General features: G+C 61.6%; 17 protein-coding genes and 1 riboswitch. Of the genes, 4 read left to right on the top strand and 13 right to left on the bottom strand.

Features of this window, described 5'->3' with window-relative positions:
• Positions 1-50: 50 nt before the first annotated feature.
• Positions 51-1,568, top strand: coding sequence for an AhpA/YtjB family protein (locus AC3WN7_RS02260; protein WP_102673168.1), 1,518 nt, complete (start codon positions 51-53; stop codon positions 1,566-1,568).
• A 257-nt stretch (positions 1,569-1,825) separates the two neighbouring features.
• Here AC3WN7_RS02260 and AC3WN7_RS02265 read toward each other — a convergent pair whose 3' ends face one another.
• The 9 genes from AC3WN7_RS02265 to AC3WN7_RS02305 all read right to left on the bottom strand — a co-directional run bounded on the left by AC3WN7_RS02265 (position 1,826) and on the right by AC3WN7_RS02305 (position 11,275).
• Positions 1,826-2,539, bottom strand: coding sequence for a PqiC family protein (locus AC3WN7_RS02265; RefSeq protein ID WP_015093215.1), 714 nt, complete (start codon positions 2,537-2,539; stop codon positions 1,826-1,828).
• 175 nt (positions 2,540-2,714) lie between these two features.
• Positions 2,715-4,982 carry a DNA topoisomerase IV subunit A gene (parC, locus tag AC3WN7_RS02270; protein WP_015093214.1) on the bottom strand — a complete coding sequence of 756 codons (2,268 nt, stop codon included), beginning with the start codon at positions 4,980-4,982 and terminating at the stop codon, positions 2,715-2,717.
• Between the two features lie 7 nt (positions 4,983-4,989).
• Positions 4,990-5,514: a retropepsin-like aspartic protease family protein gene (locus tag AC3WN7_RS02275; RefSeq protein ID WP_095964683.1), complete on the bottom strand. Its 525-nt coding sequence runs from the start codon at positions 5,512-5,514 to the stop codon at positions 4,990-4,992.
• Entirely contained in the window at positions 5,511-6,500 is a 990-nt protein-coding gene (locus AC3WN7_RS02280; RefSeq protein WP_102673169.1) for an esterase-like activity of phytase family protein, read from the bottom strand. Before AC3WN7_RS02280 ends, AC3WN7_RS02275 begins: the two co-directional genes overlap by 4 nt.
• Positions 6,500-8,404, bottom strand: coding sequence for a DNA topoisomerase IV subunit B (parE, locus tag AC3WN7_RS02285; protein ID WP_007977465.1), 1,905 nt, complete (start codon positions 8,402-8,404; stop codon positions 6,500-6,502). Before parE ends, AC3WN7_RS02280 begins: the two co-directional genes overlap by 1 nt.
• A 50-nt stretch (positions 8,405-8,454) precedes the next feature.
• Complete coding sequence (locus AC3WN7_RS02290; RefSeq protein ID WP_015093211.1) at positions 8,455-9,063, bottom strand: YqiA/YcfP family alpha/beta fold hydrolase; 609 nt, start codon at positions 9,061-9,063, stop codon at positions 8,455-8,457.
• A 223-nt stretch (positions 9,064-9,286) separates the two neighbouring features.
• On the bottom strand, positions 9,287-10,102 hold the full coding sequence (cpdA, locus tag AC3WN7_RS02295; protein WP_095964681.1) for a 3',5'-cyclic-AMP phosphodiesterase: 816 nt from the start codon (positions 10,100-10,102) through the stop codon (positions 9,287-9,289).
• A gap of 112 nt (positions 10,103-10,214) precedes the next feature.
• Positions 10,215-10,667 carry a DUF1249 domain-containing protein gene (locus AC3WN7_RS02300; protein ID WP_007977461.1) on the bottom strand — a complete coding sequence of 151 codons (453 nt, stop codon included), beginning with the start codon at positions 10,665-10,667 and terminating at the stop codon, positions 10,215-10,217.
• Positions 10,658-11,275, bottom strand: a complete 618-nt coding sequence (locus AC3WN7_RS02305) for an NUDIX domain-containing protein (protein ID WP_015093209.1) — start codon at positions 11,273-11,275, stop codon at positions 10,658-10,660. Before AC3WN7_RS02305 ends, AC3WN7_RS02300 begins: the two co-directional genes overlap by 10 nt.
• 224 nt (positions 11,276-11,499) lie before the next feature.
• Here AC3WN7_RS02305 and AC3WN7_RS02310 point away from each other — a divergent pair, with 224 nt between their 5' ends.
• Positions 11,500-12,246 (top strand): RsiV family protein, encoded by a 747-nt coding sequence (locus AC3WN7_RS02310; protein ID WP_102673170.1) that lies wholly within the window; start codon positions 11,500-11,502, stop codon positions 12,244-12,246.
• On the opposite strand, the gene cytX is transcribed toward AC3WN7_RS02310, so the two are convergent.
• Complete coding sequence (gene cytX, locus AC3WN7_RS02315; protein WP_102673171.1) at positions 12,215-13,507, bottom strand: putative hydroxymethylpyrimidine transporter CytX; 1,293 nt, start codon at positions 13,505-13,507, stop codon at positions 12,215-12,217. The two genes, AC3WN7_RS02310 and cytX, sit on opposite strands and share 32 nt — an antisense overlap.
• Positions 13,508-13,610: 103 nt before the next feature.
• Entirely contained in the window at positions 13,611-15,500 is a 1,890-nt protein-coding gene (thiC, locus tag AC3WN7_RS02320) for a phosphomethylpyrimidine synthase ThiC (RefSeq protein WP_015093206.1), read from the bottom strand.
• Between the two features lie 150 nt (positions 15,501-15,650).
• A riboswitch (TPP riboswitch) is annotated at positions 15,651-15,756 on the bottom strand.
• 205 nt (positions 15,757-15,961) lie between these two features.
• On the opposite strand from thiC, the gene AC3WN7_RS02325 reads away from it, so the two are divergent.
• Positions 15,962-17,401 (top strand): TolC family outer membrane protein, encoded by a 1,440-nt coding sequence (locus AC3WN7_RS02325; protein ID WP_095964678.1) that lies wholly within the window; start codon positions 15,962-15,964, stop codon positions 17,399-17,401.
• 83 nt (positions 17,402-17,484) lie between these two features.
• Here the strand turns inward: AC3WN7_RS02325 and waaA are convergent, their stop codons facing one another.
• Both waaA and AC3WN7_RS02335 read right to left on the bottom strand, forming a co-directional pair.
• A complete protein-coding gene (gene waaA, locus AC3WN7_RS02330) occupies positions 17,485-18,762 on the bottom strand; it encodes a lipid IV(A) 3-deoxy-D-manno-octulosonic acid transferase (RefSeq protein WP_095964677.1) in 1,278 nt (425 codons plus the stop codon).
• Positions 18,763-18,773: 11 nt separating this feature from the next.
• A complete protein-coding gene (locus AC3WN7_RS02335; protein ID WP_015093203.1) occupies positions 18,774-19,676 on the bottom strand; it encodes a LysR family transcriptional regulator in 903 nt (300 codons plus the stop codon).
• Between the two features lie 103 nt (positions 19,677-19,779).
• Here AC3WN7_RS02335 and AC3WN7_RS02340 point away from each other — a divergent pair, with 103 nt between their 5' ends.
• On the top strand, positions 19,780-20,112 hold the full coding sequence (locus tag AC3WN7_RS02340; protein WP_007977444.1) for a DMT family transporter: 333 nt from the start codon (positions 19,780-19,782) through the stop codon (positions 20,110-20,112).
• Positions 20,113-20,172 lie beyond the last annotated feature (60 nt).

Below are 20,172 nucleotides of genomic sequence, written 5' to 3' on the forward strand. Positions count from 1 at the left end.
CCTGTCGCTATACTGCGCGTCAACTTCACGGACAAAAGAGCCGAGCTCAAGTGAACCGGCCTACGCCAGTAAAAACCGATAACTTCTTCCTGCTGATCTTCCGGGCACTGCGCCACCGCCGTGTACCGATTGCATTGCGCATCGCCAGCCATAACGTGATCCTGGTCGCCCTGGCCCTGGTCATCTATGCCGGCGTGATGGGCCTGCAGTTCAAGCAGGCCATGCACGAGCAGGCGGATGCGCTGGGCGAAAGCCTGACGACGCAGACGGCCACGTCGGCCACCGAGCTGTTGGTGTCCAACGACATCCTCAGCCTCAACGTGCTGCTCAATAACCTGACCAAGAACAAGCTGGTGGCCCACGCCGCCATCTACAGCCCGGATAACCGCATCCTCGCCGAATCCGGCCAGCGTCCCAAGCATGGCCTGTTGGGCGAAGCCGAGGGCATGTACCAGAGCAAGATCACCTTCCAGGACGTGACCGCCGGGCAATTGCGCATCAGCCTGGACATGGACCAGTTCCAGCAGCCGATGACCATCAGCCTGCAAAGCATGGGCATCCTAAGCGCCATCCTGCTGGCCCTGTCTTTGGCCCTGAGCCTGCGCATGGGGCGTTATCTCTCGACGCCCCTGCTGCAATTGCGGGTCTGGCTGCGCAATATCGATGAATACACCCCGGCCACCGACCGCCAGGACGAAATCGGCGACCTGGCGCGCCAGCTGCACGCTAACTTCGCCCCGGAGCCTGCCCCTGTGCCGGAACCGGAACCGGAATTCGACGACGTCGATGACGAGGCCGACCCGGCCTTCGAAGTCCGCAACCTGCGCGATCCGAGTTTCGACGAGAGCCGCCCGGTAGCGGCGCTCAAGCCAGCGCCACGGCAGATCGTCAGCACCGTCGAAGACGACGATGACGAAGACCCGTTCGCCGATCTGCGCGACGAGTCGCTGGACAGCCCCCCGCAACCGGTGATTCGCAAGGCCACGCCGAGCGTGCCGCAACACAGCGCGGTACTGGCGGTGCAACTGGGTTCCCAGGAGCAACTGCGGCGCCTGCCGCGGGCGCGCCTTGAAGAACTGCTGGAGCGCTATCGCGATTGCCTCAACCAGGCCGCATCGCTGTATCAAGGCGAAGTGGAGACCTTGAACGATGGCAGCACGCTGATGCTGTTCCACACCGAAGACAGCGGCGACGATTACCTGACCAATGCCATTTGCTGTGGCGAGCTGCTACGGGCCCTGGGCCACCAGCTGCAGATCGAAGTCGCGGACAGTGGCATCACCCTGCAATTGCAGTTGGGCCTGACCCTGGGCGACGAACTGTTTGGCCTGAGCCAGATCGACCTGCTGCTGACCGACCCCGCCCAGGACGCCCTGGCCCTGTCGCAGCACAGCCGCAACCTGCTGCTGGTGGAACGCAAGATCAGTGACGACACCTTGATCCGTCAGCGCGCACGGATCCGCCCGATTGCCAGCCCTGAAGGTGCATGCTGCGTGGAACGGTTGATGGAGCCGTATCCATCGATGCTGGAAAGGCAACTGGCGCGGATGCACGAGCGCCGGGCTTAAACCTTAGGCCCGACCACAATGAAGCCCGCAGATGAGTGATCGTCTGCGGGCTTTTTTGTTGTCTGTCATGACGCCTTCGCGGGCAAGCCCGCTCCCACAGGTTCAGGGGCGTTCACATAATTTGTGTACGACATGGACACTGTGGGAGCGGGCTTGCCAGCGAAGAGGCCGGAACTGACGCCAGATATCCCCAGCCGGCAGAAACAATAAAGCCCGCACAAGGCGGGCTTTATTGGGGGAACAGCTTCAGTCCAGACTTAGAAGCGGAACACTTCCATATCCGTACGAATAGGCGCAGCCATCGGGATCTTCGGCTGCTTTTCCTGTTCTACCGCAGGTGCAGCCGCCTTGGCTGGCGCTTTACGCGGGACTTCGGCGATCGGTGGCTGATTGGCCAGCGGCTTGAGCGCCACCGACAATTGCTCGGCCAGACGTTGCAACAACACACCCTGTGCCTGGACCTGAGCCGCCGTACTACCGGCATGCTGCTCCTGCAAATGGATGATGCGATTATCACGGACCTGCCCGCGACGGTCGATCAGGCGCCATTGCGCATCGAGGATCGCCGGTTGCTTTGCACCCGAATCCAGGCGCGTGATGGTCAGCAGCACCTGAACGTCCGGGGTGAACCCCAATGTTGCCGGGGCCAGCACTACGCGCTGGCTGTCCAGGTGACCTGCGACCTGACGCAGCAGCAACTGATCGATATCCGACGAAAGGCTGCCGGCCCAACGACCGTCGGTCGATGCTTGCAAGCTGCCATCCGGCTGACGCTGCAACAGGGTTTCGCGCTGCAGGTAGTCGGCCACGGTGACCGGGCCCAACAATACCGCCATGCCCGCGTTCTGTGCAGGCTGAACCGGGGTTCCAGCGTCCAGCTGATACAACGACACCGGTTGGTGAACGCTGCAACCCGCCAGGCCAAGAATGCCGGCGAGCATAAGAATAAAAGGAAGGCGCAGAGCAGTCATCGTCCCATCCAGGTGATCGCTAAAAGGCTGATCACAGTGAAAATACTCAACAAATATGAAGAACGCGCGGCAGTGCCGGCGCTTGAAAGGCCATATCATCCGTGAATATTCGTTCCGACTCCAGCGCAAAGCGCCGAACTACGGGTTAAATCGTAGTTCGGCGCTTCTAAGTCGCCTAATTCAGGTTTTCGACGAGCAGCGCATCTACCCGCTGGAAGCCACGCGGCAGCTTGTTGCCGCGACGGCCACGTTCACCCTTGTAGTGTTCGAGGTCGTCCGCTTTCAGTGACAAGGTACGTTTCCCGGCCTGCAACACCAGTGTTGCGCCGTCCGGCAATACGGCGATGTCCGTCACATACTCTTCGCGACTGGCCACTCGCTCACCGGGAATCCCGATGATCTTGTTGCCTTTGCCTTTCCCTAATTGTGGCAGGTCGCTGATCTTGAAGATCAACAGGCGACCTTCGGTCGTCACCGATGCCAGCCAGTTCTGCTCACGATCAGCCACAGGGCGCGGCAGCATGACCTTGGCATTGTTCGGCAGGCTCAACAGGGCCTTGCCCGCCTTGTTCTTGGCTTGCAGGTCCTCGCCCTTGACCACGAAACCGTAGCCGGCGTCGGAGGCGATCACGTACAACGCATCGTCTTCGGGCATCAGCACACATTCGAAACTCGCTCCCGGCGGCGGCGTCAGGCGACCGGTCAGCGGTTCGCCCTGGCCACGGGCCGACGGCAAGGTGTGGGCGGCCACCGAGTAACTGCGGCCGGTGGAGTCGATAAACACGGCAAACTGGTTGGAGCGCCCGGCGGCCAGCGCCTTGAAACCGTCCCCGGCCTTGTAGGAAAGCCCGGTGGCATCGATCTCGTGGCCTTTGGCGGAACGAATCCAGCCTTTTTCCGACAACACCACCGTCACTTTCTCGTTCGGCAGCAGATCGTGCTCGGTCAGGGCCTTGGCTTCGGCGCGCTCGACGATAGGCGACCGGCGGTCGTCACCGTAGGTTTCGGCGTCCTTGATCAGCTCGGTGCGCACCAGTTTTTTCAGCTTGGCTTCGCTGCTCAGCAGGGCTTGCAGCTTGGCTTGTTCCTTGAGCAGCTCATCCTGCTCGGCACGCAGCTTCATCTCTTCCAGTCGCGCCAACTGACGCAAACGGGTGTCGAGGATGTAGTCGGCCTGAATCTCGCTCAGGGCGAAGCGTTCGATCAGTTTGGCCCGTGGCTGTTCCTCGGTACGGATGATGTGGATCACTTCATCCAGGTTGAGGTAGGCAATCAGCAAACCGTCCAACAGGTGCAGGCGACGCTCGACCTTGTCGAGGCGGAATTGCAGGCGACGACGCACGGTCTGCACCCGGAACTCCAGCCATTCGACCAGCAGCGCGCGCAGGTTTTTCAGCTGCGGCTTGCCGTCCAGACCGATGATGTTGATGTTGACCCGGTAGCTCGACTCCAGCTCGGTGCTGGCGAACAGGTGCTGCATCAGCGCATCGTGGTCGAAGTTCTTGCGCGCCCCCGGAATGATCACGATCCGGCATGGGTTTTCGTGGTCGGATTCGTCGCGCAGGTCGGCGATTTGCGGGGCCTTGGACGGCTTGGCCTGCATCATCGCGGCAATCTGCTCCAGCACCTTGGCGCCCGAGACCTGATGCGGCAACGCGGTGACGATGATGTCGCCGTCTTCGATGTGATACACGGCGCGCATGCGCACCGAGCCGCGACCGGTTTCGTAGATTTTCAGCAGGTCGGCGCGCGGGGTGATGATTTCCGCTTCGGTCGGGTAATCCGGGCCCTGGATGTGTTCGCAGAGCTGTTCGACCGTGGCCTTGGGCTCATCGAGCAAACGCACGCACGCCGTGGCGACTTCGCGCAGGTTGTGCGGCGGCACGTCGGTGGCCATGCCCACGGCGATGCCGGTGGTACCGTTGAGCAGGATGTTCGGCAAACGGGCCGGCAGGACCAGCGGCTCGTCCAGCGTGCCGTCGAAGTTCGGCCCCCAGTCCGCCGTGCCCTGGCCCAGCTCGCTGAGCAGCACTTCGGAATAACGCGACAGCCGCGCTTCGGTGTAACGCATGGCGGCGAAGGACTTGGGATCATCCGGCGCACCCCAGTTGCCCTGGCCATCGACCAGCGTGTAGCGATAGCTGAACGGCTGGGCCATCAGCACCATGGCTTCGTAGCAGGCCGAGTCGCCGTGGGGGTGGAATTTACCGAGCACGTCACCGACGGTACGCGCCGATTTCTTGTGCTTGGAATCGGCATCCAGCCCCAGCTCGCTCATGGCGTAGACGATACGCCGCTGTACCGGTTTCAGACCGTCGCCGATATGCGGCAGGGCACGGTCCATGATCACGTACATGGAGTAGTTGAGGTAGGCATTTTCGGTGAAGTCAGCCAATGACCGGCGTTCTACACCGTCCAGGCTGAGATCAAGGGAGTCGCTCATGCGGGCCTCATCGGTTCGTTGTCTGGCGCAGCAGCATGGTGCCACCGCGCTGGGTAAATTCAAGTTTGTTCAGTGCGCTCATGCCGAGCAACACCTGATCGCCATGCAGCCCGGGGGCCACCAGTGCGCGCACATCCCGCAGCACGATGTCGCCCAGTTGCAGGCGTTCAATACGGGTGCGATAGCCCTGGCTCAGGCCATTGGCCGTGCTCAGGGTCACGCCGAATCCTTCTTCGAGCTTCAAACGCCTGGCCAGGTCCGCCGGAATCGACACATCGGTCGCCCCGGTGTCGAGCATGAAGTCCACCGGCTGGCCGTTGATCTGGCCGCTGGCAACGAAATGCCCCTGCGCATTGCTGACCAGTTTCACCTCGATGAAACCTTCGCCCTGCTCCGAGCTGACCACCACGTTCGGATTTTGCTGCCGCGCTTCCCACTGGGCGAAAAACCGTGTGGCCAGAAACAGTGCTGCGCACCAGGCCAGCACCATGAACACCCGGCCGATGCGCTGCCCCGGCGTTTGCTGCCTCACAGCCTGGCACTCCAGCCACCGTCCGGTGCCGCGAAGCGCCAGACCACCGGACGCACTTCACCATCGGCGCGCGCACCGAAGTTATTGTCGACACCGATCCAGGCACCCTCGGCATCGACGATCAACGCTTCTTCCAACCCGTAGTCCTGTGGATAACGACGGTTTTCCTGCAATAACTCGGCGGCGTACGACCAGCAGCGCTCGACCCTGGCCGTCTGCGGATCCCGGCGACAAATCTGATAGGCGTTGCGTTCAAGGGTGAACAGCTTGCCGTTGAACAGCGACAGGTCAGAGAAATCCCGCGAGACCGCTCTGGCGTGGGGAAACTGCTCGGGTTGCATTTCCATGCCCGCCTCGCTCAGCAGCACGCAGCCGCCGTCGCAATCCCACAACGTCTGCTTGCGTTTGATCATCAGCAGTCCGCGACCTATACGCTCGGCGGCGAGCCACATCTGATCGCCCGCCGGATTGACCGCCAACCCTTCGAACAGTGCATTGAATTGCAACAGCAAACCTCTGGCCCGTGCCTCGCGAACCATCATCGGGGAAATTTTCAGCCAGGTAGCAGGCCCCGTTGGCGGCACTTGCAAGACGGCGGCATGGCCTTCGCTGACGATGTAGCGATTGCCGGCGCTGTCGCAAGTGATGCCTTCGAAGTCCAGATCGCCACCACGCACGAACGAAGCCCCCCAGACACGAGACTTCAGCCCCCAGGGCAAACCGCTGTCAGGCACCGGCGGTACATCAATGTGCACCGTTTGTGCCTGCCACACGGATTCGCTGGTATCGAGGCGGTAGATCTGATCATCGTCGCGGTCGGAAACTGCCCACAAGTCATTGCCGCACTGCGCCAGCCCGGACAGGTTGCCACCGCGCATGCCATCGACGACATGCCCGGACAACACGCGCAGCTGTGGCGCCGGCTCGGCAGATACCGTAATCGACGTCAGCAGCAACGCACAGGCCAGGGCAAAGCCCAGACGCATCAGCCCAGCACCTCGGCCAGGTTGCCCTTGGACTCCAGCCAGGTCTTGCGGTCGCCAGCGCGTTTCTTCGCCAGCAGCATGTCCATCATTTCCGAGGTCGCCTCGAAATCTTCCAGGGTCAACTGCACCAGACGCCGAGTGTTCGGGTCCATGGTGGTTTCACGCAACTGCGGCGGGTTCATTTCACCCAGCCCCTTGAATCGGGTGACCTGTGGCTTGCCGCGCTTCTTCTCGGCCACCAGGCGATCGAGGATGCCGTCGCGTTCGGCTTCATCCAGGGCGTAGTAGATTTCCTTGCCCAGGTCGATGCGGTACAGCGGCGGCATGGCCACGTAGACGTGACCGGCATCCACCAGCGGGCGGAAGTGCTGGACGAACAAGGCGCACAGCAAGGTCGCGATGTGCAGACCATCGGAGTCGGCGTCGGCGAGGATGCAGATCTTGCCGTAGCGCAGTTGGCTCATGTCGGCCGCACCCGGGTCGACACCGATCGCCACGGCGATGTTGTGCACCTCCTGGCTGGCCAGCACTTCGCTGCCGTCGACTTCCCAGGTGTTGAGGATCTTGCCGCGCAACGGCAGGATCGCCTGGAACTCTTTGTCCCGTGCCTGCTTGGCCGAACCGCCGGCGGAATCACCTTCCACCAGGAACAGCTCGGAACGCATCGGGTCCTGTCCGGCACAGTCGGCCAGCTTGCCCGGCAGCGCCGGGCCTTGGGTAATGCGTTTGCGCTCGACCTTCTTGCTGGCCTTGAGGCGACGGCCGGCGTTGTTGATCGCCAGTTCCGCCAGCAACATCCCGGTTTCCGGGTGGGCGTTGAGCCACAGGCTGAACGCATCCTTGACCACACCGGAAACAAACGCCGCCGCTTCTCGGGACGACAGGCGCTCCTTGGTCTGGCCGGAGAATTGCGGCTCCTGCATCTTCATCGACAGTACGAAGGCAATGCGTTCCCAGACGTCTTCCGGCGCCAGCTTCACGCCGCGCGGCAGCAGGCTGCGGAATTCGCAGAACTCGCGCATGGCGTCGAGCAGGCCTTGGCGCAAGCCGTTGACGTGGGTACCGCCCTGGGCGGTCGGGATCAGGTTGACGTAGCTTTCCTGTACCGCGTCGCCACCTTCTGGCAGCCACAGCAGAGCCCAATCGACCGCTTCCTTATTACCGGCCAGGCTGCCGCAGAACGGCTCGTCCGGCAGGCGCTCGAATTCGCTGACCGCATCCACCAGGTAGGAACGCAGGCCGTCTTCGTAATGCCATTCGACTTTCTCGCCGGTGGCCTTGTCTTCAAAGCTGACCAGCAGCCCCGGGCACAACACGGCCTTGGCCTTGAGCACGTGCTTGAGGCGGCTGATGGAGAATTTCGGGGAGTCGAAGTATTTCGGATCCGGTGCGAAGAACACACTGGTGCCGGTGTTGCGTTTGCCGACAGTGCCGACGATCTCCAGTTCGGTGGCCTTGTAGCCATCCTTGAAGGTCATCTGGTACTCGTTGCCGTCACGCTTGACCCGCACCCGCACTTCGGTGGACAAGGCGTTGACCACGGAAATACCCACCCCGTGCAAACCGCCGGAGAACTGGTAGTTCTTGTTGGAAAACTTGCCACCGGCATGAAGCTTGGTGAGGATCAACTCGACGCCCGAAACACCTTCCTCGGGGTGAATGTCCACCGGCATGCCACGACCGTCATCGCTGACTTCCAGCGAATGGTCGGCATGCAGGATCACCTGTACCGATGAGGCATGCCCGGCCAGGGCTTCGTCGACGCTGTTGTCGATGACTTCCTGGGCAAGGTGGTTCGGCCGACTGGTGTCGGTGTACATGCCGGGGCGTTTGCGCACCGGGTCGAGGCCCGAGAGGACTTCGATGGCGTCGGCGTTATAAGAGCTAGCGCTGGGAGTGGCCATGGGGTCTCGTCGTCAGTGTTCGGTGAAAAAAGAATTCATGGGGCTATCGCTCACAATGCGGTGAAATCGATTGCCTGATACAAATCGGCGCCGATGCCGGCAAAGCTCAACATGGCCGGCAGTCGCGTGGCAAAACCCTGGAAACTGTGGTCGCCACCGGCCTGGATACGCAAGGCGCATGCCCGGTAATACTGCTGGGCGAGACGATAGTCCAACGTTTCGTCAGCTGTCTGCAACCATACCTGATAACGCTGCGGATCCCGGGGTGCCGGCACTTCCAGCTCGGCCAGGGCCGTCACGTGGTCGTGGGTCAATTCCCAGGCCTCTTCGGTATACAGGTTTTTCTGCGTCCCCAGATAGCCGTCGAACATCCGGTGCGGGCTGACGGCAGGGTTGATCAACAGGGCTTTCAGGCCATGGCGCTCGGCCAGGTGAGTGGCATAGTAGCCGCCGAGGGAGCTGCCGACCAGCAGTGGCCGCCCCAGTTCGGCGATCGCCTGCTCCAGCTGCTCGATAGCCTGGCGCGGGTGGTGGTGCAATGCCGGAACGCGCAACTGTTCGCTCAGGCCCAGACGCTCCATCACCTCGACCAACTGGCAGGCCTTCTTCGACAACGGCGAGCTGTTGAAGCCGTGGATATAAAGGATCGAACCGGACATTTGAGTTCCCTGTGCGTCGGCTAAAAAGCCGCAGTTTACTGTAGGAGCGAGCTTGCTCGCGATGGTCGTCAACGATAACGGTGAAAACCTGGCGCCCCGCGGCGCTCTCAGGCTTATCGCGAGCAAGCTCGCTCCTACAGGGGATTTGTGACCGACGCAGGTCAAATGTGGGAGCGGGCTTGCTCGCGAAGGCCGCGCCCCGGTTTTCCAGAAAAATGAAAAATCAGTAGCCGCTGGAACCGTAATCCACAGTGAAATCGAACCCGGTGACCCGCTCTACCCCGGTTTCCAGCCCCCCATCGGGCAGCAGTCGCAACCAGCGATAACCCGGTGCCTGCTCCCCGACCTTGAAATCCTCGCTGCCCGGCTCGAACTGGATGCAGGTCGAGGGTGAGGCAATCAAACGTACGCCGTTGCGCCTCTGATCGATTTCCTGGTGCACATGCCCCCACAACACCGCGCGCACCTGTTCGAAACGGTCCAGCACGGCGAACAGCGCCTCGGGATTGCGCAAGCCAATCGGTTCCATCCAGGCACAACCGATGGACACCGGGTGATGGTGGAAGCACACCAGATGATGGCGTTCCGGCGCTTCGCTCAACGAGCGGGCGAGCAACTGCAGCTGTTCATCCTGCAAATATCCCGGCACCGAGCCCGGCACCGCCGAATCGAGCATCGTGACCCGCCAGTTGCCGATATCCACCACCGGCTCGAGCAAAGCGCTCTGCACCGCCGCCTCGGCCATGATATGCGGCTCGTCGTGGTTGCCGGGAATCCAGCGCGCCGGCGCATCCAACTGGCTCGTCATCTCGCGAAATTGCCGGTAGGACGCAAGCGTCCCGTCCTGGGACAGATCACCCGTGGCCAGGATCAGATTGATCTGCGGCTGTTGCGCGCGCACCAGCTCGATGACCTTTTGCAGACTGTCGCGGGTGTTCATGCCCAGCAACGCACCGTCCGCTTCGGCAAACAGGTGGCTGTCGGAGAGTTGCACCAGCAACGCCGGATCGGCGGTGGTCAATGTGGATACGCTCGGCAAGGCGTTCTCCCAGGGCGTGATCACGGGGATGGGTAAGTGCCGCAATTATGCTGGGGGACGGTCGAAAGGGGAAATCCGTGAACCTGACGCAGTTCACAACTGCGGCGCTCAGTTAACGGACGACTTCGTACTCATGCCCCAGCGCCAGGCAATGGCTCAGCCATTCGCCCAGAAACATGTTCAGCTGGGCCTTTTCGTCCGGCTGGTGCATCGAGGCGTTCGGGTAAGGATAGATGCCGCGAAAGCGTCGCGCATGTTCGGCGCTGACCACTTCGGCCATGCGCGCGTCGTGATAGACCTGCACTTCCAGTTGCGGCACCGGTAGCCACGGCAGGCTGTGTTCCTGGCGCACTTGCAGGGTCGTGGTGTAAGGACAGGTCAGCAATACCTCCAGGGCCAGCACGCCGAGCATCTGGTCGCCATGGGTCACGGCGATGCGCCGCGCAGCCGGCTCGCTGCGCATGTCCGGCAGCAGTCGCATCAGGCGCGCGTAGTTCGCCTCGCAGGACGCTTGCAGCCCCACCAGGTCTACCCGATAGCGATCGCGCAGCTTGTTTACGACCATAACCCCCTCACTTCAACGCGGTTCAAAGCCAGCCATTGCAAGGCAATGATGCTCGCCGCGTTGGCAATACGCCCGTCGCGCACGGCTTGCAGGGCATCTTCGAAAGCCCAGACCGTGACGCGGATATCTTCTGCCTCTTCCTCCAGCCCATGCAGGCCGCCAACCCCGGTAGTGTCACAACGCCCCAGGTACAAATGCACGAACTCGTTACTGCCGCCCGGCGATGGAAAATATTTGAGCATCGGCCAGAGCGCCCCGATTTCCAACCCAGCTTCCTCCTGCGCTTCGCGGTGAGCAACTGCTTCCGGCACTTCATCCTTGTCGATCAGACCAGCGACCAGTTCGATCAGCCACGGGTTGTCGGTCTTGCCCATGGCGCCGACGCGAAACTGCTCGATCAGCACCACTTCATCGCGCTGCGGATCGTAAGGCAGCATGCACACCGCATCATGGCGCACGAACACTTCACGATTGATCTCACGGCTCATGCCCCCGGCGAACAATTCGTGGCGCAAGTGCACGCGCTCGAGTTTGTAGAAGCCCTCGTAGCATTTTTCGCGCCGCACGATATCAACGGCGGTCGGAATGGCGTTGGCAAAATCCGTCATGACAATCCTCGTTACTGCGAATCCTGAACGAGGCTGCTTTTTTCCTGGGCCTCGACTTCGCGCCATCCTAACGCGCCCGCGATGTTTGATGCAGCCCCTTTCCCGTCAGCGGGATGGACGGTGAAGGCGAAACCCTCTCTAATTAGCTTAGTGGCGAACTGATTGCTTTGTTGAGAGTCGAAGCCGGTAACTTTTTGCCTTCCCCTGTTTCAGAAAGGACGCCCATGTCGCTTTTCAAAATCGCCTCCGTGGCCGCCATCGCCCTGACCCTGGGCGCTTGCGCGAGCCTGTTCCAGCCCAACTACCGGACGCCGCTGGAAACCACCCGCGATGCCTCCGAGCAACTCAAGCCCGGTTGCAGCAACCCCGACTGTCCGCTGGTCAACATCGACACCCTGCACTTTCCGGACGAGCCTGCACTGGACGGCATCATCGAAAAACGCCTGCTGCAAATGACCCGCACCTCGCCCGACGCGCCGTTGGCACCGACCCTGGCGGCCTATCGCGAAGAGTTTTTGCGCACCGCCGGCCCGCGCAACAGCAGCTATCTGCAGGCCAAGGTACGTGAGCAGCATGACGGCTTGGTGATCATCGAATTGTCCAGCTACCTGGACACCGGCGGCGCCCATGGCACGCCGGGGCGGGGCTTCATCAACTACTCGCGCCAGCAGCATAAGGTGCTGACGTTGTCCGACATGTTGGTGCCGGGGCAGGAAGACGCGTTCTGGAAGGCCGCGCAAGTGGCGCACAACAGCTGGCTGATCAGCACCAAGCTCGATCAGGAACCGGAGTTCGTCAAGAGCTGGCCGTTCCAGAAAACCCAGAACGTGGCGCTGACCTACGGCGGGGTGATCCTCAAGTACGAAACCAGCACCATTGCGCCTTACGCGCTGGGCCATGTCGAACTGAAGATCCCCTACCCTCGCCTGAACGGCATCATCAAGCCCGAGCTGTTTCCCGGCCGTAACTGAAGGCCCGGCCCAGCACCAGCTGCAGCAACCCTGCCAGGACCAGCGCCGGCAGGGTTGCACCCACGTCCGGATACAGGTTGGCGAGCAGATGGTAAGTGCTGATCCCGCCCAGCCAGGCCAGCAGCGCCGGCCAGCGCAGAGCGGCTGAAGCCACCTGGCCACTGCGCTTGCGCAGGATGAAGTGGTCCACCAGCACTACGCCGAACAACGGCGCAAACACCGAACCGATCAGCAGCAGGAAGTTCTGGTACTGGGCCAATGGCGCCAGCAGGGCAATCAGCGTGCAGATAACGCCGATGGCCAGGGCCAGATGCTCGACTTTGGCACGCAACAGAATCCCGCTGGACACCGCCGCCGAGTGAATATCGGCAAAGGCGTTTTCCGACTCATCCAGAAGAATCAGCAGCAGCGGAATCCCCAGGCCGGCCCCAGCCAGCGCCAGCAGCAAGGCATTGACTTCACCGCTCGGCGCAAACGCCAGGGTGTAGGCCACGCCCAGGCTCATCAGCCAGAAGTTACCGATGAAGAATCCGATGGCGGTGCCACCGAAGACGTTTTTCGCCCGCTTGCCGAACCGCGAGTAGTCGGCGATCAGCGGCAGCCAGGAGAGCGGCATGGCAATGGCGATGTCGAAACCCACGGCAAACGGCATCGAACCATCACCGGCCTGGGCCCACAACGCGGCCAGGTCAGCCTTGGCGAACAGGTTCCAGGTCAGCCAGATGCACGCGGCCAGCAGCAGCCAGATGCCCCACTTGCGCAGGATCTGCCGGACGAAAGTCAGCGGACCACTGACCGCCAACAGGGTCGCCAGGCCGCCAAAGAACAGGGTCCAGAGCAGCGGATTCGACAGCAGGCTGCCTTCGCTGAAGGCCTTCGCGCCCAACAGGCTGGCGGCATCGCGCATGACAATGATTTCGAACGACCCCCAACCGATCAGTTGCAGCAGGTTCAGCACTGCCGGCAGGCTCGCGCCCTTGGTACCGAGGCTGAGCTTGAGAGCGGCCATCGACGACAGGCCGGTGTCACTGCCAATCACCCCGACCGCCGCCAGCAGCAGAACGCCGACCAGGGTGCCGAGAAAAATCGCCAGCAACGAACCGGACAGGCCCAGGCCCGGTGCGAGCAATGCACCAGTCTGCAACACCATCAGGCCGATGCCGAGGGAGAACCACAGGGAAAACAGATCGCGACCGCCGAACACACGCTTGTCGGTCGGCACCACGATGTCGGGTGAATAAGTGCTGGGTTGAATGCTCAAGGGTGTTGTCTCATAGGAATGATAGCTACAAGCCACGAGCTACAAGCTTTAAGAAAAAGCAGGCTTTGCGCCTGCTTCTAACTTGCAGCTTGTAGCTTGCCGCTTAAACCTTTTTATAAAGCTGACTGCCTTCCTGCTTGAAGCGCTCAGCTTGTTCGGCCATGCCTTGGGCGACGTCCACGTCGACCGCTTCGATCCGTTGGTTGGCCGCATACTCGCGGACTTCCTGGGTGATTTTCATCGAGCAGAACTTCGGCCCGCACATCGAGCAGAAGTGCGCGACCTTGGCCGAATCCTTCGGCAGGGTTTCGTCGTGATACGAACGCGCGGTGTCCGGATCGAGGCCCAGGTTGAACTGGTCTTCCCAGCGGAACTCGAAACGCGCCTTGCTCAAGGCATTGTCGCGGATCTGTGCGCCCGGGTGCCCCTTCGCCAGATCGGCGGCGTGCGCGGCGATCTTGTAGGTGATGATGCCGGTCTTCACGTCATCCTTGTTCGGCAGGCCCAAATGTTCTTTCGGCGTGACGTAGCAGAGCATGGCGCAACCGAACCAGCCGATCATTGCCGCACCGATGCCCGAGGTGATGTGGTCGTAGCCCGGCGCGATGTCGGTGGTCAGCGGACCGAGGGTGTAGAACGGCGCCTCGTCGCAGCACTCCAGCTGCTTGTCCATGTTCTCCTTGATCAACTGCATCGGCACGTGGCCCGGGCCTTCGATCATGCACTGCACGTCGTGTTTCCAGGCAATCTTGGTCAGCTCGCCGAGGGTTTCCAGTTCGCCGAACTGCGCTTCGTCGTTGGCGTCGGCAATCGAACCCGGACGCAGGCCGTCGCCCAGCGAGAAGCTGACGTCGTAGGCCTTCATGATTTCGCAGATTTCGTCGAAATGGGTGTAGAGGAAGTTCTCTTTGTGGTGCGCCAGGCACCACTTGGCCATGATCGAGCCGCCACGGGACACGATGCCGGTCACGCGCTTGGCGGTCATCGGTACGTAGCGCAGCAACACGCCGGCGTGGATGGTGAAGTAGTCGACGCCCTGCTCGGCCTGTTCGATCAGCGTGTCGCGGAACAGCTCCCAGGTCAGGTCTTCGGCCACACCGTTGACCTTCTCCAGCGCCTGGTAGATCGGCACCGTACCGATCGGCACCGGCGAGTTGCGGATGATCCACTCACGGGTTTCGTGGATGTGCTTGCCGGTGGACAGGTCCATGACCGTGTCCGAACCCCAGCGAATGCCCCAGGTCAGTTTCGCCACTTCTTCTTCGATGGACGAACCCAGGGCGCTGTTGCCGATGTTGCCGTTGATCTTCACCAGGAAGTTACGGCCGATGATCATCGGTTCCAGTTCGGTGTGGTTGATGTTGGCCGGGATGATCGCGCGACCGCGGGCGATCTCTTCGCGGACGAATTCAGGGGTGATTTCTTTCGGGATGCTCGCGCCGAAACTGTGGCCGGCGTGCTGTTGCTTCAACAGGCCGGCGGCGCGGGCCTCTTGCAGCTTCATGTTTTCGCGGATGGCGACGTATTCCATCTCGGCGGTGATGATGCCTTTGCGCGCGTAGTGCATCTGGCTGACGTTGGCCCCGGCCTTGGCACGGCGCGGGTTGTTCACGTGGGCAAAGCGCAGTTTGGTCAGCTCTGGATCGGCAAGGCGCTCCTGACCGAAGTTCGAGCTCAGGCCACTCAGGCGTTCGGTGTCACCACGGTCGTCGATCCACGCCGAACGCACGTCGCCCAGGCCTTTACGCACGTCAATCACCACGTTGGGATCGGTGTAAGGGCCCGAGGTATCGTAGACAGTCACCGGGGCGTTGATTTCGCCGCCGAAGTCAGTCGGCGTCACGTCCAGGGTGATTTCGCGCATCGGCACGCGGATGTCCGGGCGAGAGCCCTGGACGTAGATTTTTTGCGAACGGGTAAAGGGTTGAACCGACTGCTCATCGACCTTGGCCGACTCACTGAGGTTGATCGCGTTTTTTGCTTTTATGGTCATCACGGGCTCTCCAGACAGCATCCAGGCAGTGGATTGTCGGAGCAGAACCTGAAAGGCACGGACGCACCAGGACTGGTGCTGTGCGTCGTCACACGGGGAGCGTTCGATTGTCGAACAATTTCCCGGACGAAGCACAAGAGGACTCGCCGGGTGACGAGAAATCTTGTTCCCTACGCAGGCGCTAACCTGATCAGGTTCAACGGGATCCGAAATTATTCGATCTCAGCCTCATAGCAAGGCACCCCGACAAGAACCCGGCCAGTCTAGACACAACTGGCAGAGAACGCCAACCCTCCGGCAAATACCATGATGAATGGCGTAATAACACGCAGTATCAGGATTGTTGCCACCCCAATGCGCAACTACACTCGCTACGCTGAGCCGCGCATTGACGCTGTCGAAGCAGAGCCTTAGCCTTGGCGCTCAAATTACCTCTGTAATATCAATTCTAGGGATCGTCTATGCTGCGCAAACTCTCACTGGCCCTTGCCGTGTCTTGTGCGTCCAACGGATTGGCCTGGGCAGCAGATGCGCCCTTATCGAACAAGACGGACCTTGTCAGCGTTTATCAGGAAGCCGTCAACAACAACGCCGATCTGGCGGCTGCCATCGCCCAATACGGCGCGCAGAAGGAAGTCGTGCCCCAGGCCCGCGCCGGGCTGCTGCCGAACCTCTCGGGCGGCGCCAATGTTTCCGAGGTGCGGACCTCGCTCGATCAACCTTCGGGCACGACCAACCGCGATGCTCATTCCTACCAGGCCACTTTGGCGCAGCCGCTGTTCCGGGCTGATCGCTGGTTCCAGTTCCAGGCCGCCAAGGAAGTCAACGAACAAGCCGCCCTGCAACTCTCGGCGACCGAGCAGAACCTGATCCTGCAAACCGCCGACAGCTATTTCAACGTGCTGCGCACCCAGGACAACCTGGCCTCGACCAAGGCCGAAGAAGCGGCGTTCAAACGCCAGCTCGATCAATCCAACGAGCGTTTCGATGTCGGCCTCTCGGACAAGACCGACGTATTGAACTCGCAGGCCAGCTACGACACCGCACGCGCCAACCGCATCGTTGCGCAGCGTCAGGTGGACGACGCCTTTGAAGCATTGATCACCCTGACCAACCGTCAGTACAACTCGATCTGGGGCATCAGCCATAACCTGCCGATCCTGCCGCCAGTACCGAACGACGCCAAGGCCTGGGTCGAAACCGCGGGCAGGCAGAATCTCAATCTGTTGGCCAGCAACTATGCCGTCAGCGCCGCCGAGCAAACCCTCAAGCAACGCAAGTCCGGGCACTTGCCGACGGTTGACGCGATCGCCAAGTACGAGAAAGGCGACAACGATGCACTGGGCTTCAGCAACCCGAACAACCTGCCCCAGGCGTACGGTGGCGACGTCGATCAAACCACCGTCGGCCTGCAACTGAACATCCCGATCTACAGCGGTGGCCTGATCAACTCCCAGGTGCGCCAGTCGTATGCACAACTGGACCAGACCGAGCAGCAACGCGAAGCCCTGCGCCGCAGCATCGTGGAAAACACCCGCGACCTGCACCGCGCGGTGAACACCGATGTCGAGCAGGTACAGGCACGCAAGCAATCGATCATCTCCAACCAGAGCGCGGTGGAAGCGACTGAAATCGGCTATCAGGTGGGGACGCGAAACATCGTTGACGTGCTGGATGCGCAGCGCTCGCTCTACAACTCGGTGCGCGACTACAACAACACCCGCTACGACTACATCCTCGACAACCTGCGCCTGAAGCAACAGGCCGGCACGTTGAATCCGGGGGACCTGCAAAACCTGGCACGCTGGCTCAATCCCAACTACAACCCGGACAAGGATTTCCTGCCACCGGATCTGGCCAAGGCGGCAGAGGAACAGTTGAAAGCGCGGCCGGAGCAGTAAAAGCAAAAGCTTCGCGAGCAAGCCCGCTCCCACAGTGTTTCGAGTGTGGGAGCGGGCTTGCTCGCGAATGAAGGCAGCGCGGTCTACCGCTCGATCAACCTCCCCAACCCGTCCAGCAAGCGCTGCAACGCCCCCTGATTGGCGCGCATCACCTTCAACCCGGCCTCTGCCATGCGCTCTGCATCACGGGGCAGTTCGAACAGCCGCTGCACCGCCACCGCCAGCCCTTCGGCATCCTCCACTTCCTGCAACGCCCCGGCACTGCGCAACTGCGCAGCGATTTCGAGGAAGTTGAAAAGATGCGGCCCGCTCAGCACCGGTTTGGCGAGGGCCGCCGGCTCCAGCAGGTTATGCCCGCCGTTCGGCACCAGGCTGCCGCCGACGAAAGCACTGTCAGCCAGGGCGTAGAGAAACAGCAACTCGCCCATGGTGTCGCCCAGCAACACGGAAGTATCGGCACTGACCGCGTCGCCACTGGAGCGCCGGACGGTGGCAAACCCTTGTTGCTGGCACAGCCCGTACACCGAATTGAAGCGTTCCGGATGACGCGGCACCAGAATCAGCAACGCATCGGGGTGACTGACCAGCAACTGACGATGAGCCGCCAGCACGACCTCGTCTTCGCCGTCATGGGTACTGGCTGCGATCCACACCGGTCGCTCCAGCGCCTGCCATTGCCCGCGCAACTGGCTGGCGCGCTCGAGCAGTTGCGGGTCGATGGTCAGGTCGAACTTGATCGACCCGGTGACCTCGACGGTTTCCGTCCGCGCGCCCAGATCACGGAAGCGCTGGGCTTCGGCCTCGGTCTGCACCGCGAACAGGCTCATCTCGGCCAGCATCGGCTGGGTCAGATTGCGCAAGCGACCATAGCCCCTGGCCGAGCGCTCGGACAGTCGCGCATTGGCCAACGCCACGGGAATCCCGCGCTTGGCACATTGATGGATATGGTTGGGCCACAGCTCGGTTTCCATGATCACTGCCAGTTTCGGCCGGACCCGATCGAGGAAGCGCCGGGCGGCGCACGGTAAATCGTACGGCAGATAGCAGTGCTGGATGCGCGGCTCATTGGCAAACAGGGCCAGGATGCGTTCCGAACCGGTCGGCGTCATGCAGGTCACGGTGATCGGCAGGTCCGGGTAACGCGCCAGCAAGGCGCGGATCATCGGCGCAGCAGCAATGCTTTCGCCCACCGACACGGCATGCACCCAGATGCCGCCCGGTTTCATCGCCGGCATCCCGTAGGAGAAGCGCTCGCCGATGCGCCTGGCATACGCCGGCGCCTTGCGCGCGCGCAGCCAAAGCCGAATCGCTACCAGTGGCAGCCCCAGATAAAACAGCGCGGTGTAGAGAGTTCTATTCATGGCGGCGGAGTTTATCGGCTTTTTTCGCCAATCGTCTGCAAGTGCACGGCAAAACGTTCGGCGAGCCAGCGCGCGGCCGGACCAAGCGGCTCGTCCCGGCGCCATACCAGCTCCACCACCAGGGCCGGCGGGGTCCATTCGCTGACCAGTTCGACCATCTGGTTCTGATAGGTCGGGTATTGCACCACGTGGCGCGGCAACCACGCCCAGCCGAGGCCGCGCACCAGCCATTCGGCCATCACATAGAAACTGTCGGCGCGCCAGACTTGCGGACTGGCGGGATCACTGCCGGGATAAATGCTCGACTCCGTGGACATCAGCAACTGCCGATGCTGCGCCAACTGCTGGCCGTCCACCGTGCCTTTGCCCGCCAACGGATGGTCCTTGCCGCACACCGTGACCATTTCCACGCTGCCCAGCACACGACGCTCAAGCGCCTCGGGAATCTGATCGTGAAAGAACAGCAACCCCAGATCGGCGCGCCGCTCCACCAGCTTGCGCGCGACATCGCCCTGAGCGGCGCTGGTCAGCTGCACTTCAAGGCTGGGGAATTTTTCCGCCAGGGCCTCGAAGCTTTCGATGATCGGCTGATAAGGCATCGCCTCATCCTGCGCCACGCGCAGTCGTGCCTCCTGACCGCGCATCATCGCCAATGCCCGGCCATTGAGTCGTTCACACTGACGCAACACTTCCCGTGCTTCGTCCAGCAAAGCGGTACCGGCTTCAGTGAGCTTCGGCTGACGGCCGCTGCTGCGGTCGAACAGGCTGACGCCCAGGTCATCCTCCAGCAACGCTATCGCACTGCTGACCGCCGACTGCGCCTTGCGCTGATCCCGCGCCACTGCCGAAAACGAACGCTGCTCCGCTACGCTGACAAACAACCGCAGTTGCTCCAGATTCCACTGCATGCTCATGGCTCAACCCATCTCTTGAACAGATAGGTAATGACTTTACCGCATCTGGCAAATCACTAGAATGCCGACCTCAGAGAGCAACACTTCACACGAGGATTGACCCATGACCGCTTACTACTACCTGGCCATTGCCATCTGCGCCGAAGTGATTGCCACTGTTTCGATGAAAGCCGTCAAAGGCCTCAGCACCCCGCTGCCATTGGTGCTGGTCATCCTCGGCTATGGCATTGCCTTCTGGATGCTGACCCTGGTGGTGCGCAGCGTTCCCGTGGGTGTGGCGTATGCCGTATGGGCCGGCATGGGGATCGTGATGGTCAGCGTCGCGGCGCTGTTTATCTACGGGCAGAAGCTGGACGTGCCGGCGATGCTGGGGATGGCGCTTATCGTCCTTGGCGTTGTGGTCATCCAGCTGTTCTCCAAGACTGCAGGGCATTAGAACTCGAAACGCGACCCCCTGTGGGAGCGAGCTTGCTCGCGATGACGGCATGGAATTCAA

It is taken from the genome of Pseudomonas sp. FW305-70 (genome assembly GCF_058783925.1).